This window comes from Sphingobium sp. EM0848 (genome assembly GCF_013375555.1).
Classification (GTDB): domain Bacteria; phylum Pseudomonadota; class Alphaproteobacteria; order Sphingomonadales; family Sphingomonadaceae; genus Sphingobium.
In genome coordinates this window covers 1,473,113-1,497,464 of sequence record NZ_JABXWB010000001.1, presented here as the reverse complement: position 1 = coordinate 1,497,464, position 24,352 = coordinate 1,473,113, and the positions used below count along the sequence as shown (strand labels likewise).

Sequence of the window (24,352 nt, the reverse complement as noted above, 5' to 3'; positions counted from 1 at the left end):
GATCAGCGGCTTTTCCCATCCCCATTGCGCAGCGTCACCTCACCATTGGCAGCGAAGGCGACGACTGCCCCCGCCCGTGCGGTCTGGGGGTCCTTGCCGTCCAATATCTCCGCGATCTGACGCGCGCTTGGCACCTTGTCATAGATGCCGAAAATGTCGGTCTGACCGACTGAATGGATGGAAAGCTGATAGCCTGCACCCGTTTTCGCCGGATCGAAGGCGAGCACCGTGCCGGCATCGTCCACCGGAACAATGGTGGCGCCATCCTTTACTCCGGCCTGCCGCAGCATCTCATAATTGCCGTTCGCCGTATCCACGCGGCCCCGAATGCAGAGCGGCGCGCTCCCCTCACGCGGCATTGCGATGTCTACGGGTGTCGCTGCCGCCGGGCCTGTCATCCGCGCATCGATGCCATCAGCCGCCGGGCATGACGCAAAGGTCGCAGGGCGGGTCGCATGGATGCTCGACGCATCGTCGAAGCGCAGGCCCGACAGCATGCCGTCCAGACCCGCCAGCACTTCGGTGCGCCGTTCCGTCGGGCCCGTCACGCGCAGCTTCACCATCCAGCGGCCCGCATGAACGAAGGCCGCCGCCGTCGTCAGCGCGCCGTCGGCCGCATCGTCATAGACCGCCCGAAGCGCGCCATTGGCATGGCCCGCCGCCGCCACGCTGGCATAGGCGGTGCGGTGCGTCCTGCTTCCGAAGCGCGCCATGATCGCCTTGTCGGTCATATAGGCCGCCAGCGATGCGTCGGCATAGCTTGGCATGTAAATGTAAAGCGTTGCCTGGATCGCGCCGTCGTCCGACAGATATTGCGCATAATTGTCGATGCCGCTGCCACCATGGGACACTTCGCCGCTCTTGGACAACGACAGGCCCGCCACCGTCTGCGGCAGGGCGATGCCGGCGGCATCGGCGCGCAGGGCAGTGGCGGTCGGTGTCCAGGCTTCCCGTTCCTCAGCCGCGCGCGCCAGCGCAGGTGCCGACAGAGCCAGCACAGCAGACAAAAGGGACGTCGACAGGAGAGAGGGGGCACGCTTCGGCATTGGCATCCTTCCCAAATTCAAACCGTCTTTGCGCGGTTTTGAATGTCAGAAAGGAAGGTTGAGCCGAATTGCAGGCCCCAGGCAAGCGCGCTTTTACGCGACCGGCGGAATTTGTGCCGGATAATGGGGTAACTCCGGGTCCAGATGCGCCCAATCGGGCGCCGCATCGGTCCAGATGACCGCTTGCGGCCCCAGCAGATTGGGATCGTCCAGCGCCCCGGCCCGAATGAAGGTCAGATGCGGCCGCGATTCGGCCAGGCTGAACAGCGGCGTTCCGCATTGGGGGCAGAAGCCACGCCGCATGGCGTTGCCGCTGTCGGCGACGCTCTCATGCCAGCGGACTTCTCCCGTCGTCACCACCTTGTCGGACGGGAAGCAGATATTCACCGTGCCCGATCCGCCGCCCAGATACTGGCAAAGCCGACACCAGCACATGCGGGCGGCCATCGGTTCGGCGTCGATGCTGATCCGCACCTGGCCGCACAGGCATCCCGCACCATGGGCCATGGGTCAGCGTCCCTGCCTGCGCGCCATGAAGGCGAGCCGTTCGAACATCATGATATCCTGCTCATTCTTGAGCAGCGCGCCGTGCAGCGGCGGGATCGCCTTGGTCGGATCGCGGTCCTGCAATACGTCCAGCGGCATATCCTCAGCCAGGATCAGTTTTAGCCAGTCGAGCAATTCGCTGGTTGAAGGCTTTTTCTTGAGACCCGGCACTTCCCGGATGTCATAGAAAATCTCCAGCGCCCGGTTGACCAATATCTTCTGAATGCCGGGGAAATGCACGTCGACAATGGCCTGCATCGTCTCCCGGTCGGGGAATTTGATATAGTGGAAGAAACAGCGGCGCAGGAAAGCGTCGGGCAATTCCTTCTCATTATTGGACGTGATGACGACCACCGGCCGTTCCTTCGCCGCGACCGTTTCGCCCGTTTCATAGACGTGGAAGGCCATGCGATCGAGTTCCTGCAACAGGTCGTTGGGAAATTCGATATCGGCCTTGTCGATCTCGTCGATCAGCAGGACCGGCAGGGTGGGGGAGGTGAAGGCCTCCCACAGCTTCCCCTTGCGGATATAATTGCCGATCTCATGAACGCGCGGATCACCAAGCTGGCCGTCGCGCAGACGGGCCACGGCGTCATATTCATACAGGCCCTGATGCGCTTTGGTCGTGGACTTGACGTTCCATTCGATCAGCGGGGCGTCCAGCGCCTTGGCGATTTCCTGCGCCAGCACGGTCTTGCCGGTACCCGGCTCACCCTTCACCAACAAGGGGCGACGAAGCAACACCGCGGCGTTGACCGCCACCTTCAGATCATCGGTGGCGACATAATCCTCTGTACCTTCAAACCGCATATGCTTCATCACTCATCCTGTCTGCACTGGGGCCGACTATGGCAAAGCAGGAGAGAGGAGCAAGCCTTTATGCGGGGGGATCACTTCTGGCTGGCGCGGATCCGGGCGCGGGCCTGAAGCACGTCCCAAAGCCCGCGATGCTGGTGGAGGAGCTGGCGGCCGCCGAACAATATGGCGCGATCGATCGCATCGTCCCCGCCAATGGCCTGCGCCACCGACAGCGTTGCGGCGCGATCCGGCAGGTCGCAGCCATGGGGTTCCAGCCCGACACGGATCGCGGCGATGTCCAGCACATGACGCACGGCCCGCCAATCCAGCACCAGCGCCATCGCCGCGCCCATGGCGCAACCGCGCCGGTCCGACTGGGCGAGCATGTCGAGCGCATGGCGTTGCTGGCTGACGACGGTTTCGCAATCGCTTTGACCGGCCGTGCTGGGGGCCGGGCCGACCGCGACGGTCACTTGCGTCAGATAGGCCCGCTCGCGGGCGAAGGCATCGGCCGCCTGAATCAGCCATCCGCGTGCCGCATTGTCCGCCGAGCGTGTGGCGGCATGGTCGATGACGCCCGGATGGCGGCCATGGAGCAGGCAGAGATAATAGGCCGCATCGGCCAGATCGGGCAGGGACAGCGTCGCATTGGGCCCAAAACTGGCGCGCGCTCCGCGGGCATAGCTATGGTCGGCGGTGCCGTCCGCGGCCACGACGGCCTCTAAAATCTGCGATACATCGCCAAATTGATAGCGCTGTGCTGCTTCGCTCATCGTCTTCCCCTACACGTGCCGGACAGCCGGATACGCCTTGTCCGGAGACCCTAGAGAGTCGAGGTAAAAGAGGAGTTTACGCCAGTAAAAAAGGCGGCCCGAAAGCCGCCTTTTTGGATCAGTCTGCCGTGCTTCCGCCTCTATTGATCGAGGAAGCTGCGCATCTTGCGGCTGCGGCTGGGGTGCTTCAGCTTGCGGAGCGCCTTCGCCTCGATCTGGCGGATGCGTTCGCGGGTCACGCTGAACTGTTGGCCCACTTCCTCCAGCGTGTGATCGGTGTTCATGCCGATGCCGAAGCGCATGCGCAGAACGCGTTCCTCACGCGGCGTCAGCGAGGCCAATACGCGGGTGACGGTTTCCTTGAGGTTCGCCTGAATCGCGGCATCCACCGGGATGATCGCATTCTTGTCCTCGATGAAATCGCCCAGATGCGAATCCTCCTCGTCGCCGATCGGCGTTTCGAGCGAGATCGGCTCCTTGGCGATCTTCATCACCTTGCGCACCTTTTCCAGCGGCATGGACAGGCGCTCGGCCATCTCCTCCGGAGTCGGCTCGCGGCCCTGCTCGTGCAGGAACTGGCGGCTGGTGCGGACCAGCTTGTTGATCGTCTCGATCATATGGACCGGAATACGGATGGTCCGCGCCTGATCCGCGATGGAGCGGGTGATCGCCTGCCTGATCCACCATGTCGCATAGGTGCTGAACTTGTAGCCGCGCCGATATTCGAACTTATCGACCGCCTTCATCAGGCCGATATTGCCTTCCTGAATAAGATCAAGGAATTGCAGGCCACGGTTCGTATATTTTTTAGCGATGGAAATCACGAGGCGCAGGTTCGCCTCGACCATTTCCTTCTTCGCGATGCGCGCCTCGCGCTCGCCCTTCTGCACCATGTTGACGATGCGGCGGAATTCGGAGAGCGACATGCCGGTCGCCTGCGCGATCTCACTGACCTCGGTGCGGATACGCTCGACCGCGCGCCCTTCGGCGGCGGCAAAGGCGGCCCATTTCTTGTCCAGACCAGCCACCTTGTCGAGCCAGCCATCGTCCAGCTCATGGTTCACATAGCGGTCGAGAAAGTCCTTGCGGCTGACCTTGTGACGCTCGGCCAGGCGCAGCATCTGCCCGCCCAGCGCGGTCAGCCGCCGGTTATAGGCATAGAGCTGATCGACCAGATATTCGATCTTCTGCTGATGGAACTGGACGCTTTCGACCTCGGCGGTCAGTCGCTCGCGCAGTTCCTGATATTCGTCCTCATCCTTCTGGCTCAGCGTCTCGCCGATGGCCATGGCGATCATGCGCATTTCCTGCGCATTGGAGAAGGTACGGAAAATCTCCGTGATGGTCGCGAACTTCTCCAGAGCCATGGGCTTCAGAGTCTCTTCCATCTGGGCGAGGGAGAGGGTGTTGTCCTCCTCTTCCTCCTCTTCCATCCGGCGGGCGCGGCGTTCGGTCAGGCCGTCCTCATCCTCATCGGAATCGGCGGATTCCTCCTCCGGCTCTTCCTCTTCCTTGAAGCTGGGGCCAGCGGTCTTCTCGCTGATTTCGCCATCATCGTCCTCGGCGCCCTCCTCCAGATTTTCCGGAGCGGGGTCCTTGGACAGCATGGCGTCGAGGTCGAGGATTTCGCGCAGCTGCATTTCGCCATTGTTGAGCGCGGTCGACCATTCGATGATCGCGTTGAAGGTCGTCGGGCTTTCGCACAGGCCCAGGATCATCGTGTCGCGACCGGCCTCGATCCGCTTGGCGATGGCGATTTCGCCCTCACGGCTGAGCAGTTCCACCGCCCCCATTTCGCGCAGATACATGCGCACGGGGTCGTCGGTGCGATCGACCGTTTCCTTCTTCTTCTCGGTGACAAGCTTGGGGCCGCCATCCTCGTCCGAACCGTCGTCGGCATTCTCATCGTCGCTATCGTCGCGCTGATCCTCACCGTCCTCGCCGGCTTCCTCATTCTCGACGATGTTCACGCCCATCTCGTTGAGCGCGGACATGATGTCCTCGATCTGCTCGGAGGACATCTGGTCCTGCGGCAGTGCGTCGTTCAATTCGTCATAGGTGATGTAGCCGCGCTTCTTGGCGCGCGCGATCAGCTTCTTGACCGAAGCTTCGTTCAGATCCAGCAGCGGCGCATCGCCGGTATCCTGATCCTCGCCCGCACCCTTGCTGTTCGCCTTGCTCGCCATTTATTCGCCTTAACTCTGCCATCCTGAAGAGGACGACTCAAAATCAAACAATGTCTTCTGACTGCGCCAGTTCCGCCAACCGGGTCAGATGATCGCGATGTGCGGCCAGCGCCTGCTGTTGCGCAGACAGATTCGCCTCGGTCACATCGTCCATCGCCCGTCGGGTCGCTGCCGCCAAATTCATTTCCAGCTCCGGTCCCTGCGCCATCACCCGAATGGCCTCGTCCAGATCGCGCTGCACGCGACCCGAGTCGGCTTTCATCCTGTGGGGGGTGAATGTGAACGTGTCGGCCCGGAGCATCCCCTTTGCCATATTATACACTTCACCTTGCCCCAATATGGTAAGGAGGCCATCGGTTTCAACTGTTTCTTTAGTCAGCGACGCCGCGATCATCACGTTGAGCAATTCCGCGAGCGTCGCATCCGCGATTCGAAGCCCGACCAGCATCTCTCGATGCAGGCCGATCTGCTCCGGATGGCGGAGGAGACTGGCCAGAACGGCCCGCAGCAACCGTTGTTCCATCCCGCTCGCCCCAATGGCCCGCGCCTCATTGCCCGCCGGAGGCAAGGGTGGTTTCCAGTTCCCCCGCCGGTCCCGTTGCCATCCCGGCCGGGCGCTGCCGCCACGCGGGTGCCGAGGCGCTCCGCCAAAGCCGGGGCGGGCGAAGAAGAGCGCGTCATAACGCTCGCGGAAAGCATGGACATAATGCGCCCGGACATCGGGATGGGCGATCGAATCGGTGATGGCGGAAAGCCGCTGCTTGAGCGCCGCCCGCTGCTCCGGCGTGTCCAGCGGGGCAGCCGCCTGCTCGAACGCCCAGAGCCGCTCGACCAGAGGTTCGGCCCGGCCCAGCACGGCTTCCATCGCGGCGGGACCGTCCGCGCGGATGAGGTCGTCCGGGTCTTGTCCCGCCGGCAAGGTGGCGAAGGCCAGGCTCATCCCCGGCCGCAACAGGGGGAGGGCGCGCATCGCCGCCCGGATCGCGGCCTTCTGTCCTGCCGAATCCCCGTCGAAACAGAGGATCGGAACATCGGTCATCTTCCAGATCCGCTCTATCTGATGCTCGGTCAGCGCCGTGCCCAGCGGCGCCACCGCCTCGCCAAAGCCCGCCTGCGCCAGGGCTATGACGTCCATATAGCCTTCGACCACGATCACACGCCCGGTCTGGCGGCTGGCCGGGGAAGCCCGGTCGATATTGTAGAGCGTGCGCCCCTTGTCGAAGAGCGGCGTGTCGGGCGAGTTCAGATATTTGGGTTCGCCAGCGCCAAGGATGCGCCCGCCAAAGGCGATGACGCGCCCGCGAATGTCCCGGATCGGCAACATCAGTCGACCCCGGAATCGATCATAGCTATCGCGTTTTTTTGCTGTTCCGCCATCCGGCTCAAGGCCATCGGGATCGATCAGCAGTCCTGTTTCCACGAGCATCGCTTCGCCAAAATCCCGAAGCGCCGTTTTGAGCTTCCCGCGTGAATCGGGCGAATAGCCAAAGCCGAAGGCGCGTCGTGTAGCGTCACTGATGCCGCGCCGCGCGAGATAATCACGCGCTTCCGCTCCGTCGATCCCGCCCAGTTGGTCCTCGAAGAAGCTCTGGGCGGCCATCATGACATCGTGCAGCCCTCTGGCCTGTTCGGCCCGTTTGGCAGCCCGAGGATCGGGGGCGGGGACGTCCATCCCCGCTGTCTGCGCCAGTTCCTTCACCGCTTCCATGAAGGGAAGACCGCGCTGGTCCGTCATCCACCGGATGGCGTCCCCATGCGCCCCGCAGCCAAAGCAGTGGTAGAAGCCCTTTTCGTCGTTGATGGTGAAGCTGGGCGTCTTCTCATTATGGAAGGGGCAGCAGGCCTTATATTCACGGCCTGCCTTCTGCACCTTCACCGTGCGCCCGATCAGCGTCGACAGCGAAGTGCGCGCCCGCAACTCATCCAAAAAAGCCGGAGAAAGACTCACCGAACCTCACCCCCATTGCTGCCCTCCAGCAGGAGGGGGAGTTTTTAGAGCATCATGCGCAAAAGTGGGAACAGGTTTTGCGCAAAAAACAACGCGTCAGCAGAGCGCATCGACGCAATCTCAGGCCGGTACAATCTCAGGCCAGTACAATCTCAGGAAAGAGCGGCCTTCACCAGCCCGCTGGCCTTGCTCATGTCGATCACCGATCCGTGGCGTTCCTTCAGCACAGCCATGACCTTGCCCATATCCTTGACGCTGGCGGCGCCGACTTCGGCCTTGATTCCCTCGATCGCGGCCTTGGTTTCATCCTCGCTGAGCTGTTGCGGCAGGAAGCTGTCGATCACGTCCAGCTCAACCTGTTCCTTCGCGGCCAGTTCGTCGCGCCCGCCATTCTTGAACATTTCTATGGATTCGCGGCGCTGCTTCACCATCTTCTGGAGAACCTCAACCACGACCGTATCGTCATCCGGCACATTGGAAGCCGTACGCAGTTCGATATCGCGGTCTTTCAGCTTGGCCAGGATCAGGCGCACGGCGGCCAGCCGATCCTTTTCCCCGGCCTTCATGGCTTCGACCTGGGCACTTTTGATGGTCTCGCGAATCATGCGAATGAATCCTGTTTCTCGGGAAAGGATCAGATATAATGCCAAAAGAGATTTTTAACAGGAGTTGACCGCAGGGCCTCACCCGCATAGGTGACCGGCCGTTTAACCCGCTCCAGACGGGTTCCCGCAAAAAGCATAAAGGACCTAAAGACCATGGCTGACGCCAAGACCCTCATTGTGCCTAAAGGAGCGACAGGGGTATTGGTTTTTGCCGATGGCTCCGCGGTCTTCGGCCGCGGCTTCGGCGCTGTCGGTGACGCGGTGGGCGAGTTGTGCTTCAACACCTCTATCACCGGCTATCAGGAGATCATGACCGATCCCTCCTATGCCGGTCAGATCATTAATTTCACCTTCCCGCATATCGGCAATGTCGGCACGAACCTCGACGATGTGGAGGCCGACGCCCCCCACGCGCTGGGCTGTGTCGTGCGTCAGGACGTCACCGAGCCGAGCAATTTCCGCAATGTCGAACCCTTCGACCAGTGGATGAAGGAAAAGGGCCGCATCGGCCTTGCCGGTGTCGACACCCGCGCGCTCACCCGCATGATCCGCCTGAAGGGCGCGCCTAATGTCGTGATAGCCCATGATCCCGAAGGCAAGTTCGACCTCGAAGGCCTCGCCGCCAAGGCCGCAAGCTGGCCGGGCCTTGAAGGCATGGACCTCGCCATCGAAGTATCGGGCGAGGAGCGCCTCTGGAAGGACGGCGTGTGGAAGCTTGGCCATGGCTATGGCCTTGATGAGGCCAGCCAAAAAATCGGAAACGACGAACGCCCACATGTCGTCGCGCTCGATTATGGCGCGAAGAACAATATCTTCCGCAATCTGGTGAAGGCAGGCGCACGCGTCACCGTCCTGCCCGCCACAGCGACCTTCGAGCAGGTGATGGAGCAGCAGCCCGACGGCGTGTTCCTCTCCAACGGCCCCGGCGATCCGGCTGCGACCGGCGAATATGCCGTGCCAGTCATCCAGAAGGTGCTGGAAGCCGACAAGCCGATCTTCGGCATCTGCCTTGGCCACCAGATGCTGGCGATTGCCGCAGGCGCCAAGACGATCAAGATGCATCAGGGCCATCGCGGCGCCAACCACCCGGTTAAGCGCCTGTCCGACGGTCTGGTCGAGATCACCTCGATGAACCACGGCTTCGCGGTCGATACCCACACGCTGCCCGCCAATGTGAAATCGACCCATGTGTCGCTCTTCGACGGTAGCAACTGCGGCATCGAATTGACGGACAAGAAGGCCTTCTCGGTCCAGTATCACCCCGAAGCCTCGCCCGGCCCGCAGGACAGCTTCTACCTGTTCCAGCGCTTCGTCGAGGGGCTTAAGTGAGCCTCAACCCGCCCCCGGTTGACGAAGCCCGCCTCGCGCAAGAATGGGAGGCGGACAAGGCCGTCCTCGCCAATCTCGCGCAGAATGGTGACGTGGCGCGCATCGCCCGCCCGGTCGACGTCAGCTTCAAGGGCAGCGAGAAGGATTTCGAGCGCGTCCTGACCATCGCCAGCCAATTCGGTTTCGTCGAACTGGACCGCGAGGAAGATGAGGAGGGCGACCTGTTCCTCTTCCTCGAATGCGTGCAGCCGGTCGATGAGCAGTCGATCCGCGCCCTGACGAAGAAGTGCCTCCAGATCGAAATCCTGTGCGGCGTCGAATATGACGGCTGGGGCTGCGAAGCCCGATCCGGACAAGTGCATTGATAATCATTTTGCAAATTGTGCGCGCCAGCGCCTTCCACCGTTAAACCAGAGGCCGAATAATGCCCAAGCGCACCGACATCTCCTCCATCCTCATCATCGGCGCTGGCCCGATCATCATCGGCCAGGCTTGCGAGTTCGACTATTCGGGCACGCAGGCGGTGAAGGCGCTCAAGGAAGAGGGCTATCGCATCATCCTGGTGAATTCCAACCCGGCCACCATTATGACCGACCCGGAATTTGCCGACGCGACCTATGTCGAGCCGATCACGCCCGAAATCGTGGCGAAGATCATCGAGAAGGAGCGCCCCGACGCGGTGCTGCCGACCATGGGCGGCCAGACGGCGCTCAACACGGCGCTGGCCCTGTTCAATGACGGCACGCTGGAGAAATATGGCGTCAAGATGATCGGCGCTGACGCCGAAGCCATCGACAAGGCCGAGGATCGCCTGAAATTCCGCGACGCGATGGATAAGATCGGCCTCGAATCTGCTCGCTCGCGCATCGCGCACAGCATGGAAGAGGCGCTGGAGGCGCTGGAATTCACCGGCCTGCCGTCGATCATCCGCCCCAGCTTCACGCTCGGCGGCACCGGCGGCGGCGTTGCCTATAACAAGGAAGAGTTCAAGCGGATCGTTGCCGAAGGGCTGGACGCATCGCCCACCACCGAAGTCCTGATCGAGGAATCGCTGCTCGGCTGGAAAGAATATGAGATGGAGGTCGTCCGCGACCGGAACGACAACGCCATCATCATCTGCTCGATCGAGAATGTCGACCCGATGGGCGTCCATACCGGCGACTCCATCACCGTCGCGCCCGCGCTGACCCTGACCGACAAGGAATATCAGATCATGCGCAACGCGAGCATCGCGGTGCTGCGTGAAATCGGCGTGGAAACAGGCGGTTCGAACGTGCAGTTCGCAGTCAATCCGAAGGATGGCCGCCTGATCGTCATTGAGATGAACCCGCGCGTGTCCCGTTCCTCGGCGCTGGCGTCGAAGGCGACCGGCTTCCCCATCGCCAAGGTCGCGGCGAAGCTGGCGGTCGGCTACACGCTGGACGAGATCGAGAACGACATTACCGGCGCGACGCCCGCCAGCTTCGAGCCGACCATCGACTATGTCGTGACCAAGATTCCGCGCTTCGCCTTCGAGAAGTTCAAGGGGAGCGAACCGCTGCTCGGCACCGCGATGAAGTCGGTGGGCGAGGTGATGGCGATCGGCCGCAACATCCATGAATCGATGCAGAAGGCGTTGCGCGGTCTGGAAACGGGCCTCAGCGGCTTCAACAATGTGGAGCATCTGGAGGGCGCGCCCAAGGATGACATCGTCGCCGCTCTCGCCCAGCCGACCCCGGATCGCCTGCTGGTCGCCGCGCAGGCTCTGCGCGAAGGGCTGACCGTCGCGGAAATCCACAGCATCGCGAAGTTCGATCCCTGGTTCCTGGAGCGGATCAAGGAAATCATTGATGCTGAGGCCGAAATCCTCGAAAATGGCCTGCCGCAGGATGCGGACGGCATGCGCCGCCTGAAGTCGATGGGCTTCTCCGACAAGCGCCTTGCCTATCTCGCCCTCAAGTCCGCCAATCTGCGCGGCATGGAGCGGGGCATTGCCCGCAGTTCGGGCCTGATCCACGATGCGGTCAAGGCGATGACCGGCGGCGTTACCGAGGATGAAGTGCGTAGCCTGCGCCACAAGCTGGGCGTGCGGCCGGTCTTCAAGCGCATCGACACCTGCGCGGCCGAGTTCGAGGCGAAGACGCCCTATATGTACTCGACCTACGAAGCCCCGATCTTCGGAGAGGCCGAGAACGAAGCGCAGCCCAGCGACCGGAAGAAGGTCGTCATCCTGGGCGGCGGTCCCAACCGCATCGGGCAGGGCATTGAGTTCGACTATTGCTGCGTGCACGCCTGCTTCGCGCTTAGTGAAGCCGGGTTCGAGACCATCATGGTCAACTGCAACCCGGAAACAGTGTCGACCGACTATGACACGTCCGACCGCCTCTATTTTGAGCCGCTGACGGCTGAGGACGTCCTTGAAATCCTGAGCGTCGAAATGTCCAACGGCACGCTTGCCGGGGTCATCGTCCAGTTTGGCGGCCAGACGCCGCTGAAACTCGCACAGGCGCTGGAGGATGCGGGCATCCCGATCCTTGGCACCTCGCCCGACGCCATCGATCTGGCCGAAGATCGCGAGCGTTTCGCCGCGCTGATCGACAAGCTCAAGCTCAAGCAGCCCGCCAATGGCATCGCCCGCAGCCGGGAAGAAGCGATCGCGGTCGCCAACCGCATCGGCTATCCGGTGCTGATGCGCCCGTCCTACGTCCTTGGCGGCCGCGCCATGGAGATTGTCGACGGTCAGGCGCAACTGGAGGAATATATCGCCACCGCCGTTCAGGTGTCGGGCGACTCCCCGGTGCTGATCGACCAGTATCTGCGTGACGCGACCGAGGTCGATGTGGATGCGCTTTGCGACGGCGACGATGTGGTCGTGGCGGGCGTACTCCAGCATATCGAGGAGGCGGGCGTCCATTCGGGCGACAGCGCCTGTTCGCTGCCGCCCTACAGCCTGTCGGACGAGATTATTGCCGAAATCGAGCGTCAGGCCGATGTCCTCGCCCGCGCTCTGACGGTGCGTGGCCTCATGAACATCCAGTTCGCGGTCAAGGATGGCGTGGTTTACCTGATCGAGGTCAACCCGCGCGCCAGCCGCACCGTGCCCTTCGTCGCCAAGGCCATCGGCACGCCCATCGCCAAGATCGCGAGCCGCGTGATGGCGGGTGAGAAGCTCAAGGAGCTGCCGGAGATCGATCGCAACGCGATCTCGCATATCGCGGTCAAGGAAGCGGTCTTCCCCTTCGCGCGCTTCCCCGGTGTCGACCCCGTGCTGTCGCCGGAAATGAAGAGCACCGGCGAAGTGATGGGCATCGACAGCGACTTCGCGACCGCCTTCGCCAAGTCTCAGCTTGGCGCCGGCATGGTCCTGCCGACATCCGGCACTGCGTTCGTGTCGGTCAAGGACAGCGACAAGGCAGTGATCCTGCCCGCCGTGCAGAAACTGGCCCGCCTGGGTTTCACCATCATCGCCACCGGCGGAACCGCGCGCTATCTGGAAGAGCAGGGCATTGCCGTGCAGCCGGTGAACAAGGTGGCGGAGGGGCGCCCGCATATCGTCGACAAGATCACCGACGGCGACGTCGACCTGATCTTCAACACGACCGAAGGGTGGCAGTCGCTCAAGGACAGCAAGGCGATCCGCACCAGCGCGCTCCGCGCCAAGGTCGCGAGCTTCACCACGGCGGCGGCCAGCCTTGCCGCGGCGGACGCGATCGAGGCACTTCAAGGGCATGCTCTTGAAGTGCGGTCGCTCCAATCCTATTATCCCGTGCCGCAAGCCTGATCCCCTGCACAAGGAAGCATGCTGCGGGCGGCTCCAAGATCGGAGCCGCCAAAGGGAAGTTTTGACGAAGGATTTGCAATAATGGCGACCGTCGAGAAGATGCCGATGCTGCAGGTGGGCTATGACAAGCTCAATGCGCAGCTCCGCGAATTGAAGGCTGAGCGGCCCTTGATCGTGGACGCCATCGAGGAAGCCCGCGCGCACGGCGATCTGTCGGAAAATGCGGAATATCATGCGGCCAAGGAACGCCAGGGCCAGGTTGAGGCCACCATCTCCGATCTGGAAGACAAGCTGTCGCGCGCCCAGATCATCGATCCGACCACCCTGTCGGGCGACAAGGTGGTGTTCGGCGCGACCGTGACCCTGCTCGATGAAGACGACAAGCCGGTCAAATATCAGATCGTGGGTCAGGCCGAGGCGGACGCCAAGGTCGGCATGATCAGCTATAACAGCCCGCTCGGCCGTGCGCTGATCGGCCGTCAGATCGGTGAAGAGGTCGAAGTGTCGGTTCCCTCGGGCGACAAATTCTACCTGGTCGACAAAATCGATTTCATCTGACCTCCATGAAACTGCCTGCCGGGCGCATGACCAACGGGATCGCGGCGATCACTTTCGTCGCGTTCCTGTTGCTGTATCTGACGGGGCAGGTCGATAATGCGGCCATCATGGCGGGCTTCATCCCCGCCCGGGTCGAAGATGGCACGCTGCTCGCCGGTATGGTGGCGGTGCCTGTCTGGCTGACGCCGATCAGTTGCACGTTGGTTCACGCCAACTGGCTGCATATCGCCTTCAACCTGTTCATGTTCGTCTTTTGCGGACGGCAGGTGGAGCATGTTCTGGACAAGGGGGCCACGCTGGTCCTGTACGTGGCGGGCGCTTATGGCGCGACGGCGCTGCAATGGGCGACCGATCCCCATTCCACCAACCCGATGGTCGGGGCGAGTGGAGCGATTTCCGCGATCATCGCGACCTATGCGCTGCTCTACAGCCAGCAGAATGTCCGGCGGATCGGGCCGCTTTCGGCCAGTCTGGTGCGTGCGCTATGGCTGGCGGCGAGCTGGATCGCGATCCAGCTCATGATCGGCCTGGCTACGGCAGGCGGTCTGGGCGATCTTGGTCAGATCGCGATTGCCGCGCATATTGGCGGCTTTCTGATGGGGCTGGTGCTTACGCGTCCGCTGCTCCGTTGGCGCTTTCGCAAGCGGTCCCAGCCCCTTTCCTGAATTTTTGGCCTGAAATTTACTTGGCTGGCGGCAGTTCGGGTTCGAGCAGCCGGTGCAGATGCACGATCACATAGCGCATTTCCGCGTCGTCGACGGTACGCTGCGCCGCGCCGCGCCAGGCATTTTCGGCAGAGGCATAGTCGGGGAAGACGCCGACCAGTTCGATCGAGTTCAAATCCTCGAATTCCAGCGTCTGGGGGTTTTTGACGCGACCGCCCATCACAAGGTGCAGCTTGCTCATGGTAGCTTATATTCTCCTGTTCGGTGAGCGCGAACATTAGCAGGCCGCCCGCGCCCATCCAAGGGCGCAGGCGGCCATATTGGCATGCTTTTGATGACGAAGCGATTACGCTTTCGGCAACCGCGCCTTCAACGCTTCGCTGATTGCATCGATCTTGCCCGCCACCAGCGCGACGGCATCTTCCGCCAAGCGGGACGCCTTGCCGCCAAGGTCCGCCGACGTCGCCGCATTGGAGGCGGTGGAAGCCGCATCCTTCGCCCTTTCACTGGCATCGTGCAGCATTTCGCCCACGCTGGATTTCAGATTCTCCGCGCTTTCTGCCGCTGCCGAGCGGGCGGCGAGGGCAGCCTCCATCACCTTGGCGCCAGCGGTTGAGGCAAAGCCGGGCAGGGCTTTCATCGCCTTGCGGCTCTTGGGGAACATCCATGCAATGACGGCGCCCGCGGCCACGGCGCCTGCGACGACGGCGACCGGATGTTCCTGCACGATTTCATTGGCGCGCGCCGCGACGCGCTGGGTACGGTTCCGCGCATCGGCATAGGCGGCGGTCGCTTTGTCGACGGCCTTGTCCCGCGCATCATTGGCCCGTTCGCGGCTGACCTGAATCAACTCGCCGGCGCTTTCCCGGGCGCGATCCGTGGTGTCGCGGAACATGCCGGTCGCGCTTTCCGCCATATCATTCGCCGCCTCGCGGGCGCGGGTGATTTGTGAGCGGATGTCAGCCATGATCAATCTCCGAAATCTCTTCTTTGCGGTTGCTCATCCGAACGTATAGTCGCCGGAAAAGTGCCCCAATAGGGCGGCGCATCGCATAAAGGGCAAAAGCGCCCACTGCTGCTGCCGTTGCGGCGGGCCGTTGCTGTACCTTGGCCGCCGCATAGGCGGCGCCGTCCAGGACGGTTCCCGTGATCTTGTCACGGGCATCCTGCTTGAGGCGCTCCGGCGTAACACGGGTCTTGGTGGCCTGCACGGCGGTGAGGAAGGTTGCCTTGCGCTCCTCCGCCTTCGCTCTGGCAGCGCGATAGGCCTCTTCCCGGCTCATGATCTGACGGCCTTTTTCATCCGATCGATCCGTCCCTTCGCGAACAGCAGCAATATCAGCGCCAGCACCAGTCCGCCGCCGACGACGATGCAGGTCGCCCAACCCGTGCCCACCAGCGGGGCTAGCACCAGAATAAAGCCGATCAGGCAGGCGACAAGGCTGGCAAAGGCCAGAACGATAGCGACCGCCCCGAGGATCAGCGCGTCCCGCATACCCGCGCCGACCAGTCCGGCGCGGAGCTTCTGCCGCTCGACCTCCGCCTCGGCATAGGCGCGCCCATCGGTATAAAGGCGCGTCAGGACATCCCGGACGGATTCATCCTGCCCTTCGAACTGCATGGGCTCTTGCGTCAAAACTTCCTCCGCCCGGCCGCCGGGCTTTGATTCCATCGCTGAGGAGGACGCGGTCAGGCGTCTTCATCGGATCCCTTGGCAAGGCGCATCAGCACGAAGCCGACCACCGCAGCCGCGCTGATCGCCACCGCCGGACTTTTGCGCACGAAGTCGCGAGCCTCGGTCATCAGTTGGTCGACATCCTTGCCGTCAAGCGTCTTGGCCGCGCCCGCGACCGATTCGGCCGCCTGTCGGGCATAGTCGCCATATTGCGGACCCAGCTTGGCATCCACCGTGCCCGCCGTGTCGGAAATCAGCTTGGCCAGACTCTGCATGGCCGACCCGGTCTTGTCCTTGGCGACACCGGCTGCTGACTTGGCGGTTTTGCTGGCCTGCTCCTTCAGCGGATCGACATGCGCCTTCCAGTCGACGGCGTTCAGCTTGTCCACGGCAGATTTCGCCGCTTTTTCGGCCTGCGCCTTCAGCGGTGCGATCTGCACGGTCCAGCCGTGCGCGGCTGCGCCGTTGCCGGGCTTTGGCGGCTTGGCGGCCTTGCGGGTCGCGGCAGTCTTCGCCGGCGCGGCTTTGGCCGGAGCAGCGGGGGCGGCATCGACAGGCTTTGCCTTGGATGCCGGGGACTTCGGAGCGCTGGCTTTTTTGGTGCGCTTTGCGGGCGGAGTTTCCGGGGTGTCGGCCATCGTCCTTAGTCTCCCTTTGAAAGATGCGGCGGAATCCACGAAACGGTCGGGCAGCTCTTTTCCAAATGCTTCGCGACGGCTCACAGTTCCGTTGCCGTTACTATTTTGAACATCGGCATTTTTCGAGTCCTTGCAAGCCCCCGCATTGCCATTCGGGAAGGTGCTGGCTAAGCGGGGCGCGAAAAGCGACCCAGAGCCAGTCCCCCAGAGCCACTCTCAAGGAGCGATCCATGACCGCCATTCTCGATATTCATGCCCGCCAGATCCTGGATAGCCGCGGCAATCCGACCGTCGAAGTCGACGTGATGCTGGAGGATGGCAGCTTCGGGCGTGCCGCCGTGCCGTCAGGCGCCTCGACCGGCGCTTATGAAGCGGTCGAGAAGCGTGACGGCGACAAGAGCAAATATCTGGGCAAGGGCGTGCTGGCGGCCGTTGCCGCCGTCAACGACCAGATTGCCGAGCAGATCATTGGTCTGGATGCCGAGGATCAGGCCGAAGTCGACGCGGCGATGATCGCGCTCGACGGCACGGAGAACAAGTCGAACCTGGGCGCCAACGCCATTCTGGGCGTCAGCCTGGCCGTGGCGAAGGCTGCCGCCGATGCGCGCGGCCTGCCGCTTTATCGCTATGTCGGCGGCGTCAACGCCCATGTCCTGCCGGTGCCGATGATGAACATCATCAACGGCGGCGAGCATGCCGACAATCCGATCGACTTCCAGGAATTCATGATCATGCCGGTCGGTGCCGAAAGCATTGCCGACGCCGTGCGGATCGGTTCGGAAATCTTCCATATGCTGAAGAAGGGCCTGCATGACAAGGGGCTGGCGACCTCGGTCGGCGACGAAGGCGGGTTCGCGCCCAACATCGCTTCGACCCGCGACGCGCTCGATTTCATCATGCTGTCGGTCGAGAAGGCTGGATACAGGCCGGGCGACGATGTCGTGCTGGCGCTGGACTGCGCCGCGACCGAATTCTTCAAGAACGGCAAGTACGAGATTTCGGGCGAGGGTCTGTCGCTGAGCCCCGTCGAAATGGCCGATTATCTGGCGGCTCTGTGCGCCGATTATCCGATCAAGTCGATCGAAGACGGCATGAGCGAGGATGATTTCGAAGGCTGGAAGGCGCTGACCGACAAGATCGGCGGCAAGGTCCAGCTGGTTGGCGACGATCTGTTCGTCACCAATCCCAAGCGTCTGGAAATGGGCATCGGCAAGGGGCTCGCCAATTCGCTGCTGGTCAAGGTGAACCAGATCGGTTCGCTGACCGAGACGCTGGCCGCCGTCGACATGGCGCACCGTGCGCGCTATACCGCCGTCATGTCGCACCGTTCGGGTGAAACCGAGGATGCGACCATCGCGGATCTGGCCGTCGCCACCAATTGCGGTCAGATCAAGACCGGCTCGCTCGCCCGTTCGGATCGGCTTGCCAAGTATAACCAGCTCATCCGTATTGAAGAAGAGCTGGGCGATGTTGCGGTCTACGCGGGGCGTTCGATCTTCCGTTAAGTCAAAATTCCGACCGCTGGCCGCAGGGGAAGTAGATTTCCCTTGCGGCCCGCGCGTCCTTGTGATTCAACTGGTCCATGGCGCATATCGCGAAACTCCGCATGTTGCTTTTCTCGGCTTTCGGGCCGGCTATCGCGGTGCTTCTTCTTCTTTTCTTCGCTGGTTATGTGGTGCTCGGTTCGAACGGTGTTCTGGCCTGGGGCGACTATAAGCGGCAGTTGCACAATGCGCAGGGTGAACTGAAGCAGGTTCAGGCCCATCGGCAGGAACTGAAGAACCGGGTGGATTTGCTCAATCCCCGGCGTGTCGATCCCGATCTCAGCGATGAACTGATCCGGCGGGAGCTGGGCGTCATCCATCATGACGAAGTCATCGTTCCGCTAAACTGATCATCCGGCACTGAAACGCCTGTTTGGACGGATTTGCTGCGCTTCTGGCCCATGCTGCGTTGCAATTTGGGGCGGTCTGCCGCTATATTGGCGTTCCTTCCATCCTCACCCACGCAAAAGGATAACAGCCTTGGCGAAACCAACGACGCCGCGTCCTTCACGCGCAAAGGCAGCCAGTCCTGCCGGCGCGGACCATAACCGGCCTCGCCCCGAAACTCCCACAGATTATAAGGCCACGAAGGAAGAGCTGCTGGAATTCTACCGGCAAATGGTGCTCATCCGCCGTTTCGAGGAAAAGGCCGGCCAGCTTTACGGCCTGGGTCTGATCGGTGGCTTCTGTCACCTCTATATCGGGCAGGAAGCAGTCGCGGTCGGCATCCAGTCGGCGTTGAAGCCCGGCAAGGACAGCGTTATCACCGGCTATCGCGACCATGGCCATATGCTGGCCTATGGCATCGATCCCAACCTCATCATGGCGGAACTGACCGGCCGTGAAGCGGGCATTTCGCGTGGCAAGGGCGGTTCGATGCACATGTTCAGCGTCGAGCATAAATTCTATGGCGGCCACGGCATCGTCGGCGCGCAGGTGTCGCTCGGCGCGGGTCTGGGGTTCGCGCACAAATATAATAATGACGGCGGCGTCTGCGTCGCCTACTTCGGCGACGGCGCGGCCAATCAGGGCCAGGTCTACGAAAGCTTCAACATGGCCGAGCTGTGGAAGCTGCCGATCATCTTCGTGATCGAGAACAACCAGTACGCCATGGGCACCAGCGTCAACCGCTCTTCGGCCGAAGACCAGCTCTACCGCCGGGGCGAGAGTTTCCGCATTCCGGGCATCCAGGTGAACGGCATGGACGTTCTGGCGGTGCGCGGCGCGACCGAGGAAGCGCTGAAATGGGTGCAGGGCGGCAACGGTCCGATCCTGCTGGAAATGAAGACCTATCGTTATCGTGGTCATTCCATGTCCGATCCGGCCAAATATCGTTCGCGCGAGGAAGTGCAATCGATGCGCGACAAGTCCGACCCGATTGAAGGCGTCAAGAAATATCTGGCGGAAGTCGGCGTTTCCGAAGACGAGCTCAAGAAGATCGATCAGGACATTCGTAAGATCGTCAGCGATTCCGCGGACTTCGCTGAAACCTCTCCCGAACCGGAACTGCACGAGCTTTATACCGACGTGCTGGTGGAGCAATATTAATGGGTATCGAAATCAAGATGCCGGCGCTTTCGCCGACCATGGAGGAAGGCACGCTGGCGAAATGGCTGGTGAAGGAAGGCGATGAGGTCCGTTCGGGCGACATCCTGGCCGAGATCGAGACCGACAAGGCGACGATGGAATTTGAGGCCGTCGATGAGGGCAAGATCGGCCAGATCATGGTGGCCGAGGGCACTGAAGGCGTGAAGGTCGGCACCGTCATCGCGACGATGGCAGGCGAGGGCGGTGCAGCCGCTCCCGCTCCGAAGACCGAAGCGCCCAAGGTGGAAGCGGCTCCGGCGCCCGTCGCGGCCAAGCCCGCTGCCGAACCGAAGGCGACCGTCAAGGACCCAGCCCTTCCCGAGGGCACGGAATATGTAAAGACGACCGTGCGCGAAGCGCTGCGCGACGCCATGGCGGAGGAAATGCGCCGCGACGAACGCGTCTTCGTCATGGGCGAGGAAGTCGCCGAATATCAGGGCGCCTACAAGGTCACTCAGGGCCTGCTGGAAGAATTTGGCGACAGGCGCGTCATCGACACGCCGATCACCGAATATGGCTTTGCCGGCATCGGCGCGGGCGCGGCCATGGGCGGCCTGAAGCCCATCGTCGAGTTCATGACCTTCAACTTCGCGATGCAGGCGATCGACCACATCATCAACTCGGCGGCCAAGACCAATTACATGTCCGGCGGCCAGATGCGCTGCCCCATCGTGTTCCGTGGTCCCAATGGCGCAGCCAGCCGCGTTGCTGCCCAGCACAGCCAGAATTACGGTCCCTGGTATGCGGCGGTTCCGGGCCTGATCGTGATCGCGCCCTATGACTCTGCCGACGCCAAGGGCCTGCTCAAGGCGGCGATCCGTTCCGAAGACCCGGTCGTGTTCCTTGAGAATGAACTGGTCTATGGCCGCAGTTTCGATGTGCCCAAGGTCGACGATTATGTCCTGCCGATCGGCAAGGCGCGCATCGTCCGCGAGGGCAAGGATGTGACGCTGGTAAGCTACTCCATCGGCGTCGGCGTCGCTCTGGAAGCGGCCGATGCGCTGGCGGCCGAGGGCATCGATGCGGAGGTTATCGACCTGCGCACGCTGCGTCCGCTGGATACGGCGACGGTATTGGAAAGCCTGAAGAAGACCAACCGCCTCGTCGTGGTGGAAGAAGGCTGGCCGGTTTGCTCGATTTCCTCGGAAATCGCGGCGGTCGTGATGGAGCATGGGTTCGACGATCTCGACGCCCCGGTTCTGCGCGTCACCAATGAAGACGTGCCGCTGCCCTATGCGGCGAACCTTGAAAAGGCGGCCCTGATCGATGTCTCGCGCGTTGTCGCGACGGTGAAGAAGGTCTGCTACAAATAAGAATGGGACGGGGCGGCCCTTTCGGCGCCGCCCCGCTCAGACCGCCAACTCAGACGGTCGTGCAGAGATTGGCGATGCTGCTGGCGTTTTTCAGCGACTGGTCGGTGCGCTCTCTGACATTGAAGGCGCTGGTGTAGCGGATCACCTTGGGGCCGAAGATCGAGTCCGAAACCAGAGGCTGATAGGTATAGGCCACCTCGACGAACATCACGGCCGTGCCGCTGCCCGCTATGATCTTGTTATCGGTCGGGCCTATGCCGTTCACCAGCGTGGCGTCATTCTGCCCGTTGCCGGTTGCGCCATAGCTGGAGGTGAATGCGCCTGAACCCCAGTTGCACTGCCAGCGAATAAATTGTCCGCTGTTCGGCGCGGCTTTGCCATTGGGTTCCAGGTCGGTCAGGTAGATCTTGGCGTTGGCCTTGAAATTCTTGACATTGGCGGCCGATAGTTCCGCGCCGGTGAACAGTTCGTTGACGTCTGCCTGGTCGATGGAGGTGCGGACGCGCGAGGCATTGTCCGCCACCAGCATTGCCACCTGGCTGACCCGCATATGCGTCATGGCCAGGTTCGCCGTTTCCAGACCGCCCAGGCTCAGCACCATCAGAACGGGCAGGGAATAGGCGAATTCGATGACGGCAAGGCCGCTCTCGTCCTTGCCGATGGCGCTCGCCGCATGGCGGAACCGGGGGAAAAGCCACTTCATCATGTACACCGCACAGTCGTGGATTGTGCCGTCTGGTTCGCCCAGGGCTGGTTGCGGATGATGGCCGTTGCCGTAGCCGACTGGTTGGCGCTCCAGCCCAGCAGGCTGGCCATCGGGAAGAGGCGTGGCATAGTGATCGTCACCTGATAATAGACGGTGTCGTCTGCGCCACCCAGACCGGCCGAGCCCATGTCGGTGTCATAGGTGCCGTTGCTATTGGCGTCCTCATAGCAATCGCCCTGATTATAGACGCCCAGCGGTACGGTATCGGTGGTGATCTTCTCCGGCTTGCCGATTTTCGAAAAACTATAATAGCTTTTCTTGACGACCGAGGTGCTGCCGTTCTTCGTGTTGATGGCCTGCATCTGCTGGTCGATATAGCTGTCCACCGCTGTCGAGTTGAGCGCGCCGACGGAGGCCGATCGGGCTGCACGGTCCAGCACGCCCTGCGTCACCGCCCGCAGATAGGATTGATAGCCAAGATCGCCGATCCCCATCAACATCAGGCAAAGCGGCGCGGCGATCAGGCCGAACTCCATCAGCGTCGCGCCGCGCTCGTCGCGTTTCAGCTTCATCCCGCTCATCAGTTCGACAACCTCAGGCCGCCGATATTCTTGGCGATATCCTTGAATTTCTGGCTCAGCGTCGCGCCGTCATAGGCCATCATCCAGTGGTTCGAACTGGTCGCGCAATTCTGCAACTGGCTGCTGACGGCGCCTTCCGAGGCGTTTCGGAAGCCTATGATCCAGATGGTGATGTTCATGCCCTTGATAGAGTTGCACAGCATCTCCAGTCGGCGGTTGTGGATTGCGGTCAGCGAACTGTCGCTCGACCCTGAGGGACCGTCACGCTGGTCGAGCGTCTGATACCCCCAGGCGCCGTAGACGTCGGTATAGGCGCTCATGTCGCCATCGGTCATGAACACGATGTGGCGGGAGATGTTGAAGCCATTGGGTGCGGTGGAATTTTCCGACCCGAAAATGCCGGTGGGCGAGAGGAAGCGGGCGCCCCAGACCATGCCGATGTCATGATAGGTGCCGCCGATTGCGACTAACCCGTCGACATAGCTGTTGAAGCTGCTCGACTGGCCGGTGGGCGTGGTCGTGCGATCCGGGTAGGAGGTCAGCTTGCGCGCCTGGCTGGGACAGGCGTTCCAGCCGCCGCTTTGCCGGCTTGACGTATTAAGATAAGAACCGCCGCGCGTGAATTCCACCTCCGGCCAATGCGGGCGCCATTTGGTGGCCGTGCTGTTCGGTATCGTGTCGACCTGCAGGTCATAGGCCGTGCCGGGGATCGAGGACGCCGATGTCGTCGACGTGATCGTGCTGTCGGTCGCGCGTTCCTCAATGCAGCCCTTCCAGGTTGCGGTGGACGGTACGCTGTTGCCGTTGGAATCGTTGGGCGCACGGCTATCATAGGTTGGGTTCGCAACGGCATTGCCGGTGACGAACCCCGATACGTCGAGGGGATATGGACCATATTGCCAGCTATATTGCGGCGTCTGGGTCGATGTGTCGGTCTTCCGCTCTATATAGTTGGAATAGGTGACGGAGGTGTAGTTCTGCGTCTTGTTATTCTTGCCGCCCGAGCAATTCCCAGCCGTATAGCTGGTGCCGCTGGTGGTGCGCGTGGCCACGGTGGTCGTGGTTATAACGCCGTTGGCATCGGTAGAGGTTGTTGTTGTCGGTGCGCCAGTGACCGTGCTTGTCGTGTTGCTGGGGATGGAGGGGCAACTGCTGGCGGGGCCGACGGAACCGCTGCCATTGGTAGTCGAGCCGGAATAATAGACCCAGGAGCCCGGCGAGTTCGACGTATTGTAACTGATAGAGAGGTTGGCGCGCGTCTGATAATTCCAGGTTTCGCCGCTCGTGCCGCCCAACAGATAGCTGGCGGGCAATTGATAGCCGACATTGACCGTGCTGGTATAGGGCATGAACCCGTAACGGATGCGGCCCGTCTGATCCGATCCGGCGCCCAGCGTGTCGTAGAAGTCCTTCACCGCCTTTTGCAGCGCGGCCATGCGCGTGGTCGAACCGCCATTGCCGTCGGAAATCGAGGAGGTCATCGATCCGGTGGTATCCAGCACCAGCATCACGTCGGTATTGCCGATGTCGAAGCGGGATTCGCAATTCACCGCCAACTCCATCGTTTCCTTGCCGAAGATCCGCATCACCGTGGTCGGGATGGTGGCGGTCGCGCCGACCTGGACGGTCGTGGTTTCGCCCGGCTTGCTCTGGATCGTGGGCGTGAAGCTGGAGGCGCCGAATGTTCCCTGCGGGAAATTAAAGTCGAAGAACCGCTTGGCCTCCGTCTTGTTCGCGTCGGTCATTGACGATGTGGTCATGGCGCGGCGGCCCGCCAGCGCGGCGGCGTCGCAGGCCTGCTGCATGCGTGCGCGGACCATATAGGCGCGGCTCATGTCGACGCCGCCGCCGATCAGACCAGCCAGTGGGATCACCGCGGCCGCCACGATGGCGAGCGTATTGCCGGTCTGATTATGGTAAAGCCGCATCAGAATGAATAGCGCGCGTTTGATCCGATCGCCCATGGTCCGCATTTGCCCCTGCTTGCCCTGCACCCCCATTTCAGGCAGGGCGACTGGCTGCCCCATTTGGCAGCAGTCAGTCGGAGCAATAGGCTGGCACGGGTTAAAAAGCGGATAATTCCACGATTCTCTA

The 24,352-nt window shown here is 62.1% G+C and carries 24 protein-coding genes; 9 read left to right on the top strand and 15 right to left on the bottom strand.

The window, feature by feature from the left end; all coding sequences use genetic code 11:
* Positions 1-2: 2 nt before the first annotated feature.
* From HUK73_RS07065 to HUK73_RS07035, 7 genes are all read right to left on the bottom strand, one after another.
* On the bottom strand, positions 3-1,046 hold the full coding sequence (locus HUK73_RS07065; RefSeq protein WP_176591263.1) for a hypothetical protein: 1,044 nt from the start codon (positions 1,044-1,046) through the stop codon (positions 3-5).
* Positions 1,047-1,139: 93 nt separating this feature from the next.
* Complete coding sequence (locus HUK73_RS07060) at positions 1,140-1,553, bottom strand: GFA family protein (protein ID WP_176591262.1); 414 nt, start codon at positions 1,551-1,553, stop codon at positions 1,140-1,142.
* Positions 1,554-1,556: 3 nt separating this feature from the next.
* Positions 1,557-2,402 carry a MoxR family ATPase gene (locus HUK73_RS07055; protein WP_176592860.1) on the bottom strand — a complete coding sequence of 282 codons (846 nt, stop codon included), beginning with the start codon at positions 2,400-2,402 and terminating at the stop codon, positions 1,557-1,559.
* Between the two features lie 80 nt (positions 2,403-2,482).
* A complete protein-coding gene (locus HUK73_RS07050; protein ID WP_176591261.1) occupies positions 2,483-3,163 on the bottom strand; it encodes a hypothetical protein in 681 nt (226 codons plus the stop codon).
* A gap of 140 nt (positions 3,164-3,303) precedes the next feature.
* Positions 3,304-5,349 carry an RNA polymerase sigma factor RpoD gene (rpoD, locus tag HUK73_RS07045; protein WP_176591260.1) on the bottom strand — a complete coding sequence of 682 codons (2,046 nt, stop codon included), beginning with the start codon at positions 5,347-5,349 and terminating at the stop codon, positions 3,304-3,306.
* A 43-nt stretch (positions 5,350-5,392) separates the two neighbouring features.
* The gene (gene dnaG / locus HUK73_RS07040; RefSeq protein ID WP_176591259.1) at positions 5,393-7,297 is read right to left on the bottom strand and encodes a DNA primase; all 1,905 of its coding nucleotides are present in this window, start codon (positions 7,295-7,297) and stop codon (positions 5,393-5,395) included.
* Positions 7,298-7,449: 152 nt separating this feature from the next.
* Positions 7,450-7,902, bottom strand: a complete 453-nt coding sequence (locus HUK73_RS07035) for a GatB/YqeY domain-containing protein (RefSeq protein WP_176591258.1) — start codon at positions 7,900-7,902, stop codon at positions 7,450-7,452.
* Between the two features lie 153 nt (positions 7,903-8,055).
* On the opposite strand from HUK73_RS07035, the gene carA reads away from it, so the two are divergent.
* The 5 genes from carA to HUK73_RS07010 all read left to right on the top strand — a co-directional run bounded on the left by carA (position 8,056) and on the right by HUK73_RS07010 (position 14,214).
* A complete protein-coding gene (gene carA / locus HUK73_RS07030) occupies positions 8,056-9,231 on the top strand; it encodes a glutamine-hydrolyzing carbamoyl-phosphate synthase small subunit (protein ID WP_176591257.1) in 1,176 nt (391 codons plus the stop codon).
* Positions 9,228-9,596 (top strand): ribonuclease E inhibitor RraB, encoded by a 369-nt coding sequence (locus tag HUK73_RS07025; protein WP_176591256.1) that lies wholly within the window; start codon positions 9,228-9,230, stop codon positions 9,594-9,596. The genes carA and HUK73_RS07025 overlap by 4 nt, the downstream gene beginning before the upstream one ends.
* A gap of 59 nt (positions 9,597-9,655) precedes the next feature.
* Positions 9,656-12,991 carry a carbamoyl-phosphate synthase large subunit gene (gene carB, locus HUK73_RS07020; protein ID WP_176591255.1) on the top strand — a complete coding sequence of 1,112 codons (3,336 nt, stop codon included), beginning with the start codon at positions 9,656-9,658 and terminating at the stop codon, positions 12,989-12,991.
* An 81-nt stretch (positions 12,992-13,072) separates the two neighbouring features.
* The gene (greA, locus tag HUK73_RS07015) at positions 13,073-13,549 is read left to right on the top strand and encodes a transcription elongation factor GreA (protein WP_176591254.1); all 477 of its coding nucleotides are present in this window, start codon (positions 13,073-13,075) and stop codon (positions 13,547-13,549) included.
* Between the two features lie 5 nt (positions 13,550-13,554).
* Entirely contained in the window at positions 13,555-14,214 is a 660-nt protein-coding gene (locus HUK73_RS07010; RefSeq protein WP_176591253.1) for a rhomboid family intramembrane serine protease, read from the top strand.
* 16 nt (positions 14,215-14,230) lie between these two features.
* Here the strand turns inward: HUK73_RS07010 and HUK73_RS07005 are convergent, their stop codons facing one another.
* The 5 genes from HUK73_RS07005 to HUK73_RS06985 form a co-directional block, all read right to left on the bottom strand.
* Complete coding sequence (locus HUK73_RS07005; RefSeq protein ID WP_176591252.1) at positions 14,231-14,455, bottom strand: DUF4170 domain-containing protein; 225 nt, start codon at positions 14,453-14,455, stop codon at positions 14,231-14,233.
* Positions 14,456-14,560: 105 nt separating this feature from the next.
* Positions 14,561-15,181, bottom strand: a complete 621-nt coding sequence (locus tag HUK73_RS07000; RefSeq protein ID WP_176591251.1) for a hypothetical protein — start codon at positions 15,179-15,181, stop codon at positions 14,561-14,563.
* On the bottom strand, positions 15,174-15,497 hold the full coding sequence (locus tag HUK73_RS06995; RefSeq protein ID WP_176591250.1) for a hypothetical protein: 324 nt from the start codon (positions 15,495-15,497) through the stop codon (positions 15,174-15,176). The genes HUK73_RS07000 and HUK73_RS06995 overlap by 8 nt, the downstream gene beginning before the upstream one ends.
* Positions 15,494-15,850, bottom strand: coding sequence for a hypothetical protein (locus HUK73_RS06990; protein WP_255326217.1), 357 nt, complete (start codon positions 15,848-15,850; stop codon positions 15,494-15,496). The genes HUK73_RS06995 and HUK73_RS06990 overlap by 4 nt, the downstream gene beginning before the upstream one ends.
* 53 nt (positions 15,851-15,903) lie before the next feature.
* Positions 15,904-16,527, bottom strand: a complete 624-nt coding sequence (locus HUK73_RS06985) for a hypothetical protein (protein WP_176591249.1) — start codon at positions 16,525-16,527, stop codon at positions 15,904-15,906.
* Positions 16,528-16,757: 230 nt separating this feature from the next.
* Between HUK73_RS06985 and eno the strand changes: the two genes are divergently transcribed.
* From eno to HUK73_RS06965, 4 genes are all read left to right on the top strand, one after another.
* Positions 16,758-18,032 carry a phosphopyruvate hydratase gene (gene eno, locus HUK73_RS06980; protein ID WP_176591248.1) on the top strand — a complete coding sequence of 425 codons (1,275 nt, stop codon included), beginning with the start codon at positions 16,758-16,760 and terminating at the stop codon, positions 18,030-18,032.
* A 77-nt stretch (positions 18,033-18,109) separates the two neighbouring features.
* Positions 18,110-18,421 carry a septum formation initiator family protein gene (locus tag HUK73_RS06975; RefSeq protein WP_176591247.1) on the top strand — a complete coding sequence of 104 codons (312 nt, stop codon included), beginning with the start codon at positions 18,110-18,112 and terminating at the stop codon, positions 18,419-18,421.
* 130 nt (positions 18,422-18,551) lie between these two features.
* Complete coding sequence (gene pdhA / locus HUK73_RS06970) at positions 18,552-19,619, top strand: pyruvate dehydrogenase (acetyl-transferring) E1 component subunit alpha (RefSeq protein WP_176591246.1); 1,068 nt, start codon at positions 18,552-18,554, stop codon at positions 19,617-19,619.
* A complete protein-coding gene (locus HUK73_RS06965; protein WP_176591245.1) occupies positions 19,619-20,971 on the top strand; it encodes a pyruvate dehydrogenase complex E1 component subunit beta in 1,353 nt (450 codons plus the stop codon). The genes pdhA and HUK73_RS06965 overlap by 1 nt, the downstream gene beginning before the upstream one ends.
* Before the next feature lie 49 nt (positions 20,972-21,020).
* On the opposite strand, the gene HUK73_RS06960 is transcribed toward HUK73_RS06965, so the two are convergent.
* From HUK73_RS06960 to HUK73_RS06950, 3 genes are read right to left on the bottom strand one after another with little or no spacing between them, the layout of a single operon-like run.
* Positions 21,021-21,674, bottom strand: coding sequence for a TadE/TadG family type IV pilus assembly protein (locus HUK73_RS06960; protein WP_176592858.1), 654 nt, complete (start codon positions 21,672-21,674; stop codon positions 21,021-21,023).
* Entirely contained in the window at positions 21,674-22,258 is a 585-nt protein-coding gene (locus HUK73_RS06955; RefSeq protein WP_176591244.1) for a TadE/TadG family type IV pilus assembly protein, read from the bottom strand. The genes HUK73_RS06960 and HUK73_RS06955 overlap by 1 nt, the downstream gene beginning before the upstream one ends.
* Complete coding sequence (locus tag HUK73_RS06950; protein WP_255326216.1) at positions 22,258-24,285, bottom strand: TadE/TadG family type IV pilus assembly protein; 2,028 nt, start codon at positions 24,283-24,285, stop codon at positions 22,258-22,260. Before HUK73_RS06950 ends, HUK73_RS06955 begins: the two co-directional genes overlap by 1 nt.
* Between the last annotated feature and the right edge of the window lie 67 nt (positions 24,286-24,352).